At 45.3% G+C, this 15,444-nt stretch carries 13 protein-coding genes and 2 pseudogenes; 9 read left to right on the forward strand and 6 right to left on the reverse strand.

All coding sequences use genetic code 11. The features are described from left to right. Nucleotides 1–209 precede the first annotated feature (209 nt). Nucleotides 210–584, forward strand: coding sequence for a hypothetical protein (locus ACEW9J_RS11320; RefSeq protein ID WP_373545225.1), 375 nt, complete (start codon nt 210–212; stop codon nt 582–584). Beyond that, nucleotides 562–1,014, forward strand: a complete 453-nt coding sequence (locus ACEW9J_RS11325; RefSeq protein ID WP_373545226.1) for a hypothetical protein — start codon at nt 562–564, stop codon at nt 1,012–1,014. Before ACEW9J_RS11320 ends, ACEW9J_RS11325 begins: the two co-directional genes overlap by 23 nt. A 309-nt stretch (nt 1,015–1,323) precedes the next feature. Here ACEW9J_RS11325 and ACEW9J_RS11330 read toward each other — a convergent pair whose 3' ends face one another. Further along, nucleotides 1,324–1,956, reverse strand: coding sequence for a Uma2 family endonuclease (locus tag ACEW9J_RS11330; protein ID WP_373545227.1), 633 nt, complete (start codon nt 1,954–1,956; stop codon nt 1,324–1,326). Nucleotides 1,957–2,019: 63 nt separating this feature from the next. Then, complete coding sequence (locus tag ACEW9J_RS11335; protein WP_373545228.1) at nt 2,020–2,550, reverse strand: hypothetical protein; 531 nt, start codon at nt 2,548–2,550, stop codon at nt 2,020–2,022. 151 nt (nt 2,551–2,701) lie between these two features. Between ACEW9J_RS11335 and ACEW9J_RS11340 the strand changes: the two genes are divergently transcribed. Continuing rightward, nucleotides 2,702–3,280, forward strand: a complete 579-nt coding sequence (locus tag ACEW9J_RS11340) for a phosphatase PAP2 family protein (RefSeq protein WP_373545229.1) — start codon at nt 2,702–2,704, stop codon at nt 3,278–3,280. 168 nt (nt 3,281–3,448) lie between these two features. Continuing rightward, on the forward strand, nt 3,449–4,072 hold the full coding sequence (locus tag ACEW9J_RS11345) for a CPP1-like family protein (RefSeq protein ID WP_373545230.1): 624 nt from the start codon (nt 3,449–3,451) through the stop codon (nt 4,070–4,072). A 97-nt stretch (nt 4,073–4,169) separates the two neighbouring features. On the opposite strand, the gene ACEW9J_RS11350 is transcribed toward ACEW9J_RS11345, so the two are convergent. After that, nucleotides 4,170–5,147 carry an alpha/beta hydrolase gene (locus tag ACEW9J_RS11350; protein WP_373545231.1) on the reverse strand — a complete coding sequence of 326 codons (978 nt, stop codon included), beginning with the start codon at nt 5,145–5,147 and terminating at the stop codon, nt 4,170–4,172. A gap of 34 nt (nt 5,148–5,181) precedes the next feature. On the opposite strand from ACEW9J_RS11350, the gene pgeF reads away from it, so the two are divergent. Both pgeF and ACEW9J_RS11360 read left to right on the forward strand, forming a co-directional pair. Beyond that, nucleotides 5,182–5,961, forward strand: coding sequence for a peptidoglycan editing factor PgeF (gene pgeF / locus ACEW9J_RS11355; protein ID WP_373545232.1), 780 nt, complete (start codon nt 5,182–5,184; stop codon nt 5,959–5,961). Between the two features lie 498 nt (nt 5,962–6,459). Then, on the forward strand, nt 6,460–7,506 hold the full coding sequence (locus ACEW9J_RS11360; RefSeq protein ID WP_373545233.1) for a 3-deoxy-7-phosphoheptulonate synthase: 1,047 nt from the start codon (nt 6,460–6,462) through the stop codon (nt 7,504–7,506). 565 nt (nt 7,507–8,071) lie between these two features. On the opposite strand, the gene ACEW9J_RS11365 is transcribed toward ACEW9J_RS11360, so the two are convergent. Beyond that, nucleotides 8,072–8,233 carry a hypothetical protein gene (locus tag ACEW9J_RS11365; protein ID WP_373545234.1) on the reverse strand — a complete coding sequence of 54 codons (162 nt, stop codon included), beginning with the start codon at nt 8,231–8,233 and terminating at the stop codon, nt 8,072–8,074. A 179-nt stretch (nt 8,234–8,412) separates the two neighbouring features. Beyond that, complete coding sequence (locus ACEW9J_RS11370) at nt 8,413–10,008, reverse strand: tetratricopeptide repeat protein (RefSeq protein ID WP_373545235.1); 1,596 nt, start codon at nt 10,006–10,008, stop codon at nt 8,413–8,415. Between the two features lie 117 nt (nt 10,009–10,125). Here ACEW9J_RS11370 and gcvH point away from each other — a divergent pair, with 117 nt between their 5' ends. The 3 genes and pseudogenes from gcvH to ACEW9J_RS11385 form a co-directional block, all read left to right on the forward strand. Next, a complete protein-coding gene (gcvH, locus tag ACEW9J_RS11375) occupies nt 10,126–10,515 on the forward strand; it encodes a glycine cleavage system protein GcvH (RefSeq protein WP_373545237.1) in 390 nt (129 codons plus the stop codon). A 127-nt stretch (nt 10,516–10,642) separates the two neighbouring features. Continuing rightward, entirely contained in the window at nt 10,643–13,585 is a 2,943-nt protein-coding gene (gene gcvP, locus ACEW9J_RS11380) for an aminomethyl-transferring glycine dehydrogenase (protein ID WP_373545236.1), read from the forward strand. A gap of 317 nt (nt 13,586–13,902) precedes the next feature. Then, a pseudogene (locus tag ACEW9J_RS11385) lies at nt 13,903–14,052 on the forward strand (DUF4258 domain-containing protein); the annotation flags it as partial. A 103-nt stretch (nt 14,053–14,155) separates the two neighbouring features. Here the strand turns inward: ACEW9J_RS11385 and ACEW9J_RS11390 are convergent. Then, nucleotides 14,156–15,444, reverse strand: a pseudogene (locus tag ACEW9J_RS11390) (IS4 family transposase); the annotation flags it as partial.

Consider the following 15,444-nt stretch of genomic DNA (forward strand, 5'->3'; position numbering starts at 1 on the left):
TGACCTTTGAGCCGTTCTGCTGTCTCTTTCAATAATATTTTGAGTCCGGCTGTGAGTTCCAACATTGCTCAGATCTCCTTTCGGTATAGATTCTTAGTCTATCTTACTCTCTCGGAACTATTTATTTCCTGGAAGTCCCTAAATGGATAGACCATATTCAAACGAAGGCTTAAATAGCTCAGAGTAACCAGAAAAGGTTGTCACGGTGGGTGAATAATCCACGAATTAATCCAGCTAAACTATATAGTCCATTGGTCAAAGCAGTATTTGCCAACTGGCAAGACCCGGAAATATATCTGACGTTTGATACCAGCATGTTATGGACTGGGCGGGTGACCCGCCCAGCAGATCAATATTGCCTGATTCGGGTCTGTGTGGTGCATCTGGGTAGAGCAATTCCAATTGGCTGGAGAGTACTCAAACATAAGAGTAGTAGCGTGAAGCTCGACACTTACAAAGACTTGCTCAAACGAGTCTCGAAGCTGCTACCTGTTAATCCCAAGGTAGTTCTGCTGGCTGCGAGGATTTGCCGATGCCCAATTAGTTCGTTATGTCAGAGCATTGGGTTGGCACTGTCGGATTAGAATTAGCACTAAACCTACGACTCTTCAAACCTTTCGGGAATATGGTCTGCGTTTTACGATTGAGGAAAACTTTAAAGATGATAAATCTTCTGGCTTTAATTTAGCAAATTCTAAGCTACGTTCCGCTCCAGCTTTATCCCGTCTTTGTTTGGTGATGGCGATGGCGACTTTATTTTTAACGGCGACTGGGGTTGAAGTCGTTGTTTCTGGTCAACGTCGTCTTGTAGATCCACACTGGTTTCGTGGCTCTAGTTATCTCAAGATTGGTTGGAGTTGGGTTAAAAGGGCAATTATTAATCGCTGGAATTTACTTTGTTCTGTCTCTTTTACTACTAATATCGACCCAGATCCAGTCAAGGCTTCTCGTTCACAATATCTGCTTAAAAAATACCGAATTGAATTTAAGGCGCATACACATGTCTGGGCTTAAAAAACTTTTGTCCGTCAATCAGCGTAGAGACATGGGGTAGACAGTGCCCACAGACCATTTAGAGCCGAAGCAAAAGAATTTAAACTGTTTGATTCGATTACCTACGGTACGCTACGCGATCGAGCAATCTCTTCACCAATCGATCGCCATAAATCTCACCTTTAACAAATATTTTTACTACTAATAACAGCTCACCAACGAGCGATCGGATACATTTAATACCGATCGAATCGGGGTGATGATGTGTTGATGGGCAGTACTCACCCTGCTTCTATCTCTACACTCAATTATAAATGATGGATTGAGATCTCATTTCTGAATTTGACTTCTTACCCACAGCCGAAACTCTTTTACCAATGCAAGATAATCCATTGTTGTCGATCGCTGCAACCAGTTAGCAACCTCTGAAATCGGCAAATTTATAAAAAACTGACTAGTTTGGGCGGCAATATAAGTGCCATTCTGTAATTGTTGGATGACCAGAGATTCCCCATTATAAATCCAGACTTCGGCTACTCCCAAATCTGCATAAACCTGAAGGCGATTTTGAGAACTGCTAGTAATATCAATTTCTACAATTAGATCGGGTGCTGGATCTTCGCCCATATTTAATCTGCACTTGCCTTGAACCGCCGCAATATTGCGAATGTAAAAACATTTGTCGGGTTCTGCGCCGCTTAGTTCCGGCTGTTTGAAAGTAGTCGAGCCGAGCGGATAAATGTTCACTTCAAACTCTTCGGCAATAGTATCGATAAAACGACCCAATACTTCTTTACTCAATTCGTGTTCTGGAGAGGGAGCAATAATTTCGAAATCGCCACGATTATAGGTGAGGCGGAGCCGCCGATCGCTCTGTTCCTCTAGCAGTGTTTCGTAGGTTTTCCAGCTAATCCCAGATAGGCGAATCATCTCATCCGGTGGTGCAAATAGCGTTGCAGTCATAGCTTCAACTGAAATTGAATACTTTTATTTTAAGCTACACACTCGCGATCGAGTAAAATACGATTAACGTTTGGACTTCTGGAAATATTTTAAATTAGTTAAAGTCCGCTGATAGTTAAAATTGTCGCCCTGTAATTTAAATAGCCCTACAGCAATGCGTAAATCTGTAATTGCGCCTAAACAGTCACCCATTTGATGACGAGCGATCGCGCGGTTATTATAAGAAATGGCTTGCTCAGGCAAAATACGCAGCACCTGAGAATAATCGAGATAAGCACCCCGATAGTCTTTCATATTTAGCTTGGCTGCTGCGCGATTATTGTAAGCGATCGCCCGATCTGGATCGAGGCGGATGACTTCGGTATAATCAGCGATCGCGGGAAGATATCGCGACAGTCTAGCATGTAGTATACCCCGCTGGAGCCGAGCATCGAGATCCTGGGGATTTTGCCGCAAGGTGGCATCGAGGCTGGCAACAGTTGGCTGCTCTATTTCTGGCTGAGTGACATCGGTTGCGGCTACTGCCAATAGTGGCATAAATATCAGCGCGATCGACATGATGATACCGAGCGGGGACAATAAATATTTAGTCATCAGGAATCGTTTCAAATCGAACTCAACACAATCTACTTATCATTGTAACTTTGCGCCAGCCAACTTCGTAAATAATCCTGCCGAGTCAATATCGCCAACGTTGTCGTGATATAGTTGCCACGTTCATCATCGTTGTCGATCGCCTGTATCTATGACTTGGAAACACAAATTAGTTGCTACGACGATCGTTTTGAGTGGCATCAGCTTTACACCTAGTGTTCAAGCCCAAACCGCCAATAAAGGGTTTTCGGACTTCGTGTCTGGTGCGGGTACGATCTTGTACCTTGGTGGTGGTTCCTTATTGCCGCTGCTCACCGATGGAGCTGATGGTGGACAACATACACTACGGATCGTCGATGCCGTCGGTACGAGTGCAGCTTTGTGCTATGGACTCAAAGAAGTGATTAGATCTCCCCGCCCTGACAATGAAAAGGAACTCGATAGTTTTCCCAGTTGTCATGCCACCACAGCCTTTGCGCTCGCCCGCGTCCAGAGTCACTACCATCCTGATTATGCCATTCTCTGGTACGGTGGCGCAGCCTTGATTGGTTATTCACGCCTAGATCTAAACCGTCACCGCTTTACCGATGTATTGATTGGTGCAGGTTTGGGTTATCTAGTCGGCGAGATCGAATTAGGACAAAAACGCGGTTTGCTCCTATTTCCGCTCATTCGCCAAGATGCTCAGGGGAATACAGTTTATGGGTTGCAGGTTAAAGGTGAGTTTTAGAATAGAGGGTAGGGGATAGGGAGTAGAGGGTAGGGAATAGGATAGAAGGTAACTCCCAAGTTGCTACCTACCCCCCAATTCTTAACATTTACTGCCAAAAGTGGCAGATACATCCAAAGCAGTCTAGAGTAGAAAGTAGCAGGTGAAGACCATCATCGGAGGTTGTGAATGAGTCAGCAGAATCCTTATGAGCAGCTAGGGGTAGCAGAAGATGCCACCTTTGAAGAGATTCAAGCTGCTAAACAACGTGTAATTGCCCAATTGGGTGGCGATCGACAGCTACAAGATAATATCGAATCAGCTTATGATGCGATCTTGATGGAACGGCTCAAGCTCCGTCAGCAGGGCAAAATCAAAGTGCCCGACGGGATTAGGTTTCCCGAAAAGTTAGCCACTGTCGCACCCAAATTTTCATCCTTAGCTGTTACTAATGCTCCCAGTTGGTTGGGGGATAGTTTTGAACGTCCTAGTCAACAGCAGATTTTAACAACTGCTGGTGTCTATACAGTACTAAGTGGGGCTTCATTAGTGCCAAGTATAGCCAATACGGGATTACCAACACTGATCGCGATCGGGGCTGGATTCAGTCTCTATTTTATCAATCAAAAGCAACGTCGATTTAAACGCGCTCTATTAGGCACTTTACTAGCTTTAATTATCGGTACTATTGTAGCTATTGTGCTAGTAAATACTCTACATCTACCAGTCGATATCATTGGCATCCCAGGTGAAGTTTTTGCTGGGTTGTTGACTTTTCTCCTCCTGTGGACTGTAAGTAGTTTCACAAAATAAGTCACTATATAGTCAACTTGTAAGGTGGGGTATAAATCCCCATCCTACAAGTTAACTATCAACTATCAACTATCAACTATCAACTATCAACTATCAATTAATTTAACAAGCTAGTCACAGCATTAATGATTAGTTCTGGTTGGTCGATCCAAACGAAATGACTGCTATGATTAGCTAAGATCTGCTCGGAGTTGGTAGATAGTTTGAGTAAATCGAGATGGATGCGATCGCGAACTCGATCGGCTGCTGGTAGGGATAAGAATTTGATGCCGAGTAATGGCCTGAGAAAGGTTTGAGATTTAATACTAATTATTGGTATGCCTAAATTATTGGCTACTTTCAGTTGTCTGCCACTGGTATCTAAATTCCACATTTCTTGCCCCATTGTAACCCAATGACGAGCAGAATAAAAAGATTTTTTGACATATTGCAGATCGATCGCTGAAAACTTTTTTAGTTCTGGCTTAATTAGCTCGAATACACCTAAAATACCCAATAGTCTAACGATCCCCAAGGCTGCGCCAATCGAGACAAAGCCAAAACTAACGGTAAAAAATGTCTTGAGTAATCCCATACTAAAAGGCAATGCTAGCATCGAATCTTCATGTAATCCATCGGTGAGAACCAGCCCTAGTATATCATCAGCATATTGATGAGCATACAAGCGCATATTATAACTACCGAAGGAGTCTCCCACTAAAATATATGGTGGTGGGATATTGGCTATAGTTAATAGTTCATGCAATTCATCAACAATCTGTTGACTAGTACGCGGTAAAAATGAACCCTCACTCCAGCCATAACCAGATCGATCGTAGATACAGACTCTAGTTAATTTGGCAAATTCATTGATTAATAAATAGCCTTCAACGCCACCTAAACTAGCATCAACAATAATGGTGATATCTCCCGTTCCTCTGCTTTGGAGGTATCTGACTTGACGATCGCGAGTCGTAAAAAATTTGCCTGGAGGTGGTGGATTGCGATCGCGATAACTAGCAATCTGATGATAAATTGTCGTAGCAGCAAGCCCGATAATCTCGATCGTCTGAAGGAGTGATAAGCTATTAAACATCTGTATCGATCGCTATAGATCGACCATTATACTTATGTGGCAATGGCAAACTTGGTCGGGATTACCTTATTTAACCTGCGATTTACTCGCTGACTGGCAACATGGCTTTTTTACCCGTCAGTTTGCCCCGCGCGAACCCCATGAGATGACCCCAATCCTGGCGGCGACTGCTACTACTCACCGTCTCAAGCAGATACATGGCAATGTCGTACTTACTCCAACCGAAATCTCTAGTACTGCGGAGGTAGAAGCAGCAACGGGTAACGCCCTAGCAGATGGGTTGTTGACAGAACAACACCAGCAAGCTGTCTGGGTTGCTAGTGCTGATTGTAGCCCGATCTTAATTGCCAATCGGCAAACTGGCAATGTAGCGGCGGTACATGCTGGCTGGCGCGGTACATCCCTAAATATTGCCCCGATGGCAGCAAAACGGTTATTGGCACAGGGCGGAAGTGTCGCCGATCTCATCGTCGCGATCGGTCCAGCGATCGATGGGGAAGTCTACCAAGTGACTACCCAGGTAGGATTGGAAGTATGTCGATCGATCGCTCCCAAACCCCTCTCTGGCGACATTGATGCCGATCTGACCATTTTACAATCGCTACCCAATTCACCCCTACTCCCAGACGCACAAGCAGGCAGGGTGCGGCTAGATGTGCGTCGGGTCAATCAAATTCAGCTCGAACAATTAGGTGTAGATCCGCAGCAGATCTCGATCGCCCCCCACTGCACCTATCAAGAACCCGAATATTTCTTCTCCTATCGTCGTGAGAAACTCAAGAAAATTCAATGGTCGGGAATTGTCAGTACCTAAACAATTTTAGACTAACTGGATTGTTATCCTCGATCCGATCCGATCGACGGTGCCACCGAACAGTTTTTAGATATAATAAACGAAAGCAGATCGCCCTGAGCGGAATGTCCCTAATGGTAGGGCAAGATAAAGTTAATCGCCGAATTTGTTCGACTAACCAAAATATTTAGGATCTCATGTACTTATCCAGTTGGCATCGATTTAGAATCTAGCAAGTAATAATGCCCAGTTGAGGGCAATAGATCGGTCGATGCTTACTCACTTTTCACTACTAGATTGCTAAGATCCGCCCAAAAAGCTCACTCTCGATCGCGAGGATCGAGATTTACAGGATCGGGAGTAATAAAAGAGGGTAAGCTGCGACCTCTAAAACCAGCCCGTTCGGCTGCAAGGCATCGCAGGTAATCACTGCAACAAGTAGGTTACAACACTATTCCCACACCTCTACTCATGCAAAATCCCACATCAAACCAGGATATCCAAAGCCTTGAAAACAGCATGGATTCTAACATCCTTGGCGATACGAATATTAACTCATCGAAAATATTGATCACTCCGAAAGAACTCAAGGAAAAGTTACCAATATCACCTGAGTTAGAGCAACGCATCGCTGACTATCGCCGACAGATTCAAAAAATCTTAGATTTCCAAGACAATCGTAAATTTATTGTCGTCGGCCCATGCTCTATTCATGATGTTACAGCAGCCGAAGAATACGCGCACAAACTCAAAGATTTAGCGGATCGAGTTAAAGATAAATTCTTGCTGATCATGCGAGTTTATTTCGAGAAACCTCGCACCACGGTTGGGTGGAAAGGATTGATCAACGATCCAGATATGAATGAGTCTTTTGATGTTGAAAAAGGCTTATATACTGGGAGGAACTTACTCCTGAAAATCACCGAAATCGGTCTACCAACCGCTACAGAAGCACTCGATCCAATCGTCCCACAATACCTCGACGAATTGATTTCTTGGGCGGCGATTGGTGCCCGCACTACCGAATCCCAAACCCACCGCGAAATGGCAAGTGGTTTATCAATGCCCGTCGGTTTCAAGAATGGTACCGATGGCAGCGTTAAGGTAGCCTTAAACGCCCTCCAATCAGCCAAACAACCCCACAACTTTCTCGGTATCAACAAGCAAGGACAAGTTAGCGTTTTTAAGACTAGAGGTAATGCTTACGGGCACATTATCTTGCGTGGTGGTGAAGGTAAACCTAACTACGATCCCGTCAGCGTTCACGCAGCCGAAACCGAACTCAAAAAAGCCAACTTACCACCGCGCATCGTCATCGATTGCAGTCATGGCAATTCTAATAAAGATTATCGCCTCCAACCGATCGTCTTTGAAAGCACTATCCAACAGATTATCAATGGTAATACCTCAACGGTAGGGATGATGTTAGAATCCAATCTCAATGAAGGCGGACAATCGATCCCCGCAGATCTGAGCCAACTCAAATATGGCGTTTCAGTCACTGATAAATGTATCAACTGGGCAGAAACCGAGCGGATTATCCTCGCTGCTTACGATCGACTTTAGTTGATAGTTGATAGTTGATAGTTGATAGCTTGCGCTCGATATTGGCTAGCACAAACAAAGCCCCTACGATTTATACGGATATGTAAACAGCAATTCTCATTTTTAAACTTTTGTACTATAAATCATAGTTTAAGCTGGCGATCGATAAACCAATTGTGGTCGTTACAGCCAGCTCAATCGATTAAGAATACTAGGTTTATTTCCATAATGAGAATTGCTGATATGTAAATGCCTCCTAGCTTCGTTCCCGCACCGCCCTCAAATGAATTTGGGGCTAAGTCACTTAGTTCGTTTTAACGAACTAAGTGACTTAGCAGTTCTCTGAAGAGAACTTTTGCTATTAGCCCGAACTTATAGTTCAGGGCAGTGCTTGAGCGAAGCAAATCAATTTTCCTTATCCCGAACTCACGTTATTGTAGGGTGTGTTATCGCGAAGCGTAACGCACCGAAGGGAATAGAAGGAAATAACTAAATTCTACTAGAATCTAGAGTAGAGTGAATGCCGCTCCAAGCTACACACACACCATCCATACGCAGCGACTCGCGCATCGCTGCCGATTAGCTGCTAACTAGGGCTTGCTGAAGATCTCAGCAAGCCAATCCCTGCAAGGGTTTTGAGCCTTTTTTCAGAAATTAAGTGCAAGGTTTTGACTTTGAAAGGCTCAGAACCGTTGCACTCGATCGCTTGAATCTGGCGATCGAGTGAGAATATTTGCAACAAAACCATTTTTTAGCAAGGAGTTCAGGCTTTAGAACAGCGTCAGGGACTAATTCAGCAAGCCCTATGTATAGCACAGAGATAAGTTATGACATTCTTTAGTCCGCGTAGGCGGACTTTGCACCAGTAGCGACGATTTCAATCGTTGTACTGTCATAACCTAAGTTCGTACTGCTATACATTCACATTCAAGAACTCAGCCGTTTGATTTCGGTAATTACCTTTTGGTAGCTGGCTGTTTGCTTTTGTTGTTTGTATCGATTTGCTGCTTTTTTCAAGTCGAGGATCGCGGCTTTTTTATCACCTAATTTAGACTGGATCGATCCACGATTAGCATAAGCTCTAGCACTGCTGGGATTGAGAATAATCGCACTACTATAATCGGCGATCGCGCCCTTATTATCGCCGAGCTGAGATTTTAGATCTCCCCGCTCGTTGTAGATTTCAGGATTTTTGGGATTGAGAACTATTGCTCGGTCGTAGTCAGAGATCGCCCCTTTTTTATCGCCCGTTGCCACTCTAGCCAGACCGCGTTTATAGTAAGCTTGAGCATAGTTGGGATCTATGGTAATGGCGCGGTTTAAATCGTCAATCTCTCCTTTTTTGTCTCCTAAGCTAGACTTGACAGCAGCTCGACTAAAGTAAGCTCGATCGAAGTTAGGATCGAGAGCGATCGCGCGATTTAAGTTTTGAAGTGATGCTTTTTTATCGCCTAACTCAAACTCAATTTTTCCGTAATTATAGTAGGGATCGGCATAGTTGGGATCGATCGCGATTGCGCGTTTGTAGTCTAGGATCGCTCCTTTTTTATCCCCGAATTTAGCCTTGGCAACGCCACGGTTGTTGTAGACAAGGGTATCATTCAGATTGAGAGAGATCGCGAAGTTGTAGTCTTCGATCGCATCTTTATTACCCAACATCGACTTAGCAACACCACGGCTATAGTAAAGCCGCGAATTTTGGGAATCTAGCAAGATGCCCCGCTCCAGATCCGCCAACATCCCGCGATAATCACCTTTACGCTCTTTTAGTAATGCACTAGCAATCAGATCGTCTACTGGATTGGGTTTGGCTGCGACTAGTACGGGAGCATAACCACGTATCCCTGCGGAGTCAGCAAATTTAGTAAAAGTATTGACTGTAATCCCCAAACTGTATCCAGTATTCACCCGCACGTCAGTATTCATCGCTACTTGACGCTGAAGATCCCCTTGTCCCTGAATTGCAATTAGTTCGCCGCGATCGTTCCATATGGGGCTACCACTGTGCCCTGGTGAAATCTTCCGATTAGTACTATAAATGAGTGAGTAGCCTTTGCCCTGTTGCTGCTGCGGCGGATTGGCGACAACTTCGCCTTTGACAAATGAGTTGACGGCTGAAGAAGATACCGGAAGCCCTGATACATATAGCGGTGCGCCTGCTGCGACTCGATCGGAATTGTCGGTAAGTTTCGCAACTGGATAATTTTGACTACTATTAAAACTAACTACCGCCAGATCGATATTATTGGGAAAAGCCTTTACCTGCGTGACTTGATATCTAGTATTATCTGGTGCTACTAGCTCACAGCCACTACTTTTGACAACATCAGCCACCGTCAGCACACTATAAGTATTACCATTTTTCTGGACGATCGCGCCAGATCCGCTACCACACTTGGTAATCTCGACGGTTGTTTGTTTGGCGATGCGCTCGATATCTACTGGTGACACCAATGCAGGTGAAACAGCACTAAGGATGGTACTCGCGCTCAATAGGGCAGTTAGCAACAGGTGATTTTTCATCTTGGGCTAAAATATCCAATCTTTTTAGCATAATAACACTCAAGTACTACGCGATGAGACGACGCCAACGCCCCATAAATCGCTATGCTAGAGCAGAACATTATAGAAGAACGCGATATGAGCTTGGAATATCCCGATAATTTACGCTACGTCGATACACATGAGTATGTAAGTTTAGCCGCAGACATCGCCAAAATCGGCGTGAGTGCCTTTGCGGTAGATCAGTTGGGGGATATCGTATTTGTCGAATTACCTGAGGTTGGAGAGATGATTACCAAAGGTAGTGCCTTTGGATCGATCGAATCTGTCAAAGCTGTCGAAGATCTCAAAGCCCCAATTAGTGGCAAAGTCATCAAGCGTAATGATAAAGCGATCGATGCCCCAGAAATCATCAGCACCGATCCCTACACAACTGGCTGGCTACTCGAAGTCCAAGTAGAATCAGCCAGCGAACTTGAAGGAACCTACTCGGCGGCTGAATATCGCGCTAAAGTCGAAGGTGCATAGGGAACTCTAAAATGCGGAGATCGGCATAATGACTGAATTAAGTTGACAATATCCTCGATCTCTCCGTACCAAAACTCACCTAAATCTATTACATTTAAGTACAGTATTCCTCACTACTCCGACTTCTATGACTCAATCACCAACTCGGTTTACTCATGCAGCAAACGATGCTCTAGGGGAGCGGCTTCACCAACGATCTACCACAGCCAATCCTTGGGCAGATGCTGAGTTTATTCAGCGGCATATTGGGCCACAGCCAGCAGATATCGATAAGATGTTGGGGATACTGGGTCTATCTAGTTTAGCTGAGTTGGTCGATCGGACGGTACCAGCCGCGATTCAATTCCAGCAACCGTTAGCAATTGAAACAGTTCAAAGTGAATATACTGTTTTAAATAAGCTCAAACAAATCGCTGCGAAAAATCAAGTTTTTCGCTCGTATATTGGGATGGGTTATGCAAACTGCATTACCCCAACAGTTATTCAAAGAAATATCCTCGAAAATCCTGGCTGGTACACTCAATATACTCCCTACCAACCAGAAATTTCTCAGGGTAGATTGGAAGCTTTACTCAATTATCAGACCGTAATTATGGATCTGACGGGGATGGCGATCGCTAATGCCTCGCTGCTCGATGAAGGTACAGCAGCAGCGGAAGCTATGAGTATGAGCTACGGTATTCAGAAGACGAAGTTCAATACGTTCTGGATCTCTGAAGCGTGTCACCCCCAAACTATTGACGTAATTAAAACCCGTGCGTTGCCATTAGGGATTGAAGTCGTAGTTGGAAATCATCGATCGATCGATTTCAGCCACCAAATATTCGGGATGTTATTACAATATCCCGCAACTGATGGAGCTGTTTATGATTATCAAGAAGTAATCGAACAGGCTCACCAAGCAGGTGCAATTGTCACCGTCGCCGCCGATTTACTCAGCCTCACATTGCTCAAACCGCCTGGAGAATTTGGTGCAGATATCGTCGTCGGAAATACTCAACGTTTTGGGATACCATTAGGTTATGGTGGCCCTCATGCTGCCTACTTTGCGACCAAAGATGCTTACAAACGTCAAATTCCTGGTCGATTAGTCGGAGTATCCAAAGATAAACGGGGTAAAACTGCGCTCCGGCTAGCCCTCCAAACTCGCGAACAACATATCCGTAGAGACAAAGCGACGAGCAATATTTGTACCGCCCAAGTCCTACTGGCAATTATGGCGGGAATGTATGTGGTTTATCATGGCCCAGAGGGATTAAGATCGATCGCCCAACGCATTCACAATCTGACTACCACCCTCGCCACTGGCTTAACTAAATTAGGTTACTCGATCGGTGATGCACCATATTTCGATACGCTTCAGGTGAAAATATCTGGAAATGCTGCCGAAATATTAGAACGGGCAAAATCTCAACAAATTAACCTGAGATCGATCGATCTAAACAACCTCGGCATCTCCCTCGACGAAACCACCACACCTGCGGATGTGATGGACTTATGGCAGATTTTTGCAGGTGATAAAGCACCAGATTTCACCTTCTCTGAAATCGATGCGAATAACTCCAGTATCCAAGCCTCAACACTAGCCCGCACATCCGAATATCTAACTCACCCCGTCTTCAATATCTACCACTCCGAAACCGAACTGCTGCGATACATCACCCGCTTGCAATCCAAGGATCTGTCGCTCACCCACGGGATGATTCCGCTCGGTTCCTGCACAATGAAACTCAATGCCACCTCCGAGATGGTACCCGTAACTTGGGCAGAATTCGGGCAAATTCACCCCTTCGTACCCGTCGAACAGGCTCAAGGGTATCAAGTGTTATTCGACGACCTCGAACGCTGGTTGGCTGAAATTACGGGCTTTGACGCGATCTCCCTCCAACCCAATGCGGGTTCCCAAGGTGAATATGCTGGATTATTAGTCATCCGTGAATATCACCATCAACGCGGCGATGTCGATCGTAATGTCTGCCTCATTCCCCAATCCGCCCACGGCACCAACCCCGCCAGCGCAGTCATGGCGGGAATGCAGGTAGTCGCGATCGCGTGTGACAATGATGGCAACATCGACGTAGAAGATTTACGCGCCAAAGCCGCCCAACATCAAGCCAAATTAGCCGCCCTAATGGTGACATATCCCTCCACCCACGGCGTATTTGAAGAGGCAATTGTCGAGATTTGCTCGATCGTTCACGAACACGGCGGTCAAGTATACATGGATGGTGCCAACCTCAACGCCCAAGTCGGATTGTGTCGTCCCGGCGACTTCGGCGCAGATGTCTGTCACCTCAACCTCCACAAAACCTTCTGCATCCCCCACGGTGGCGGCGGCCCAGGCATGGGTCCGATCGGTGTCATGGCACATCTCGCCCCCTATCTCCCCACCCACAAAGTCATCCCCATGGGCGGTAAACAAGGCATTGGTGCCGTCTCCGCCGCCCCTTGGAGTAGCGCGAGCATTTTACCAATTTCTTGGGTCTATATCGCCCTGATGGGCGGAGCAGGTCTGAAATTAGCCACTGAAGTCGCCATCCTCAACGCCAACTACATCGCCAAACGGTTAGAAAATCACTACGCCGTCCTCTACAAAGGCACCAACGGCTTCGTCGCCCACGAGTGCATCCTCGACCTGCGGGAGTTCAAAAAGACCGCAGAAATCGAAGTCGATGACATCGCCAAACGCCTCATCGACTGTGGTTTCCATCCCCCCACTGTCTCCTGGCCAGTCGCCGGAACCGTCATGGTCGAACCCACCGAAAGCGAATCTCTCGCCGAACTCGACAGGTTCTGCGATGCCATGATCGCGATCCGCGCAGAAATCCGCGAAATCGAAATCGGTAATGTGGATAAGCAAAACAACGCGCTGAAAAATGCCCCACACACGATCGCGGATCTAGTCGATGCTAATTGGGATCGTCCCTACAGTCGCGAGCAAGCAGTGTATCCAGTAGCTGGGTTGCAGGACTATAAGTTCTGGCCAGCAGTAGGTCGGATCGATCAAGCTTATGGGGACAGAAATTTGGTTTGTTCTTGTTTGCCGATGGATGCCTATAGTCAAGAGTAGGATATAAGTTCTGGTCAGCGGTAGGACGGATCGATCGAGCTTATGGTGACAGGAATTTGGTCTGTTCTTGTTTACCGATGGATGCTTACACTCAGGAATAATCTAGTCTGACAGGGTAGGGGTAATTCATGAATTACTCCTACCCTGTCAGACTAGCGATTGGATATGAGATAATGCTCACATGACCGCACTTATACTTGGCACGGTCAAAGCTTGCGCTTTTGATAAAAACACGATCTATCGATAATGTTCCCATACCCGACAGCCCACACCCCACACCCCACACCCTAACCTCAAATTATGACCGTGCAAAGTATATTGAAGAAATCCGTCAGAAAATTTCTGATGAACAATTTGAGTTTTCTAAACACGCCGTTGACCAATCGATCGTCCGTAAGATTCTGGTTCGAGAAGTCAGAGAAGCTATCTCGAATGGCAGGGTTATTGAAGATTATCCAGATGATAAGTAACCTAAGTTGCTAAGCTGTCAAACATTTAAAACACTCTTTTTGTCCTCTAGAACCTTTGCTGTAAGGGATTCAGTCAAAAGATTTAGATATAAAACAGCTTATTAGGTTTGCGGATTGTTTTGACAACACCGAGATCCTGATTTTCAGGAGCAGCAAAATATTTAATCGGATCGGTTGCTAAACCTTTGTGATGAGCAACATAAAAATGATAGAGTCCTCGGTAAACCATTTCCAAAGAAATCCGGTCGAAGGGTAAAGTCATTTCATCAGCGACAGCATCACCCAAATCGACGAGAACAGAATAAAATAGCCAAGTGCCCCACTGGACGGGTCTCCCGCCCAGTAAAGTTGTAATTTAATTCCATTAATTGAACCAGTCCATAAATAACTCAATCCTAATAATCGTTTAACCGTGTTGAATGCTTCTTCGATCCGCCACCGTCTTCCGTATAGATCGGCTACTACATAAGGAGGCAAAATTAGTGGATCGACTACACTAGTTAGATAAGCGAGCTTTTCGGGGGAAGCTTCCCCCGAAAACGTCGCGTAAGAATACCAAGTTTTCTTTGAGCGAATCTCGATTAATCGAAGAGTGATATATGGTGCCTTCTCTGTCCCAGAACCCATTATAATCAGTCTATCACGGATACTATAAGTATCTGTAAATACCCGCTGGACTTGAAAAACTGCACCTTTCTTTAATCGCGTAATTATATGAAATTCATTATCAATTAACTGCTGCCAGAATCGAAAATGATAGAATCCTCTATCTAGCAATAGTAATGTCCTAGCTCGAACTAAGTTTAAAATTTCTGCCTCGAAATTAATATCCGATGCTTTGGCATTTTCTTTAAACCAGATTTCGACTGGAAGTCTAGTGATTAAATCTATCACTACGCCCATCTTTCCAGCTAATTTTCCAATTGGGACATCAGCTAAACTTTCTAATTTCTTGAAAATTGCTTCTAATGTTGAGCCGTCACATGCCCAAATCCGCTCAAATTTTGACCTCGTAAATTCTAGACTTGGCGGTAGTGGACGCTGTTTTCGGCTGTGCCATTTACGGCTAAATTCTGGTAATAATTCTTTGAATGTTCTTTCAAATAACTCCGCAGTTCAGGTCAAGAACCGTTGTGCCATCGCCTGTTGGCTGCTGGACGGGTCTCCCGCCCAGCTGACCTGAATTGGTTGACACCATAAGCATCCTTCTCGCTCCAGCATCCGTGCTGGGCGGGGGACCCGCCTAGCAGTTAGTTCTCTGACTCCTGCTACATTCCGCCATCGTAGCGTTAGTACTGCCGCCATCATCAGGGGCAGGTTCAAGAGCCGATTTCTCAGTCCTAATTGGCGGTAGTAAAGACTTTGCTTAAAGAGTGCTGGTGTCAGTAA

The sequence above is a fragment of the Chamaesiphon sp. genome, assembly GCF_041737865.1.
Lineage (GTDB): Bacteria > Cyanobacteriota > Cyanobacteriia > Cyanobacteriales > Chamaesiphonaceae > Chamaesiphon.

Excerpts from the sequence above, each read along its gene's own strand:
- ACEW9J_RS11330 (WP_373545227.1), bottom strand. The coding sequence starts at position 1,956 with ATGACTGCAACGCTATTTGCACCACCGGATGAGATGATTCGCCTATCT.
- ACEW9J_RS11335 (WP_373545228.1), bottom strand. The coding sequence starts at position 2,550 with ATGACTAAATATTTATTGTCCCCGCTCGGTATCATCATGTCGATCGCG.
- ACEW9J_RS11340 (WP_373545229.1), top strand. The coding sequence starts at position 2,702 with ATGACTTGGAAACACAAATTAGTTGCTACGACGATCGTTTTGAGTGGC.
- ACEW9J_RS11345 (WP_373545230.1), top strand. The coding sequence starts at position 3,449 with ATGAGTCAGCAGAATCCTTATGAGCAGCTAGGGGTAGCAGAAGATGCC.
- ACEW9J_RS11350 (WP_373545231.1), bottom strand. The coding sequence starts at position 5,147 with ATGTTTAATAGCTTATCACTCCTTCAGACGATCGAGATTATCGGGCTT.
- pgeF (WP_373545232.1), top strand. The coding sequence starts at position 5,182 with ATGTGGCAATGGCAAACTTGGTCGGGATTACCTTATTTAACCTGCGAT.
- ACEW9J_RS11360 (WP_373545233.1), top strand. The coding sequence starts at position 6,460 with ATGGATTCTAACATCCTTGGCGATACGAATATTAACTCATCGAAAATA.
- ACEW9J_RS11365 (WP_373545234.1), bottom strand. The coding sequence starts at position 8,233 with ATGGTTTTGTTGCAAATATTCTCACTCGATCGCCAGATTCAAGCGATC.
- ACEW9J_RS11370 (WP_373545235.1), bottom strand. The coding sequence starts at position 10,008 with ATGAAAAATCACCTGTTGCTAACTGCCCTATTGAGCGCGAGTACCATC.
- gcvH (WP_373545237.1), top strand. The coding sequence starts at position 10,126 with ATGAGCTTGGAATATCCCGATAATTTACGCTACGTCGATACACATGAG.
- gcvP (WP_373545236.1), top strand. The coding sequence starts at position 10,643 with ATGACTCAATCACCAACTCGGTTTACTCATGCAGCAAACGATGCTCTA.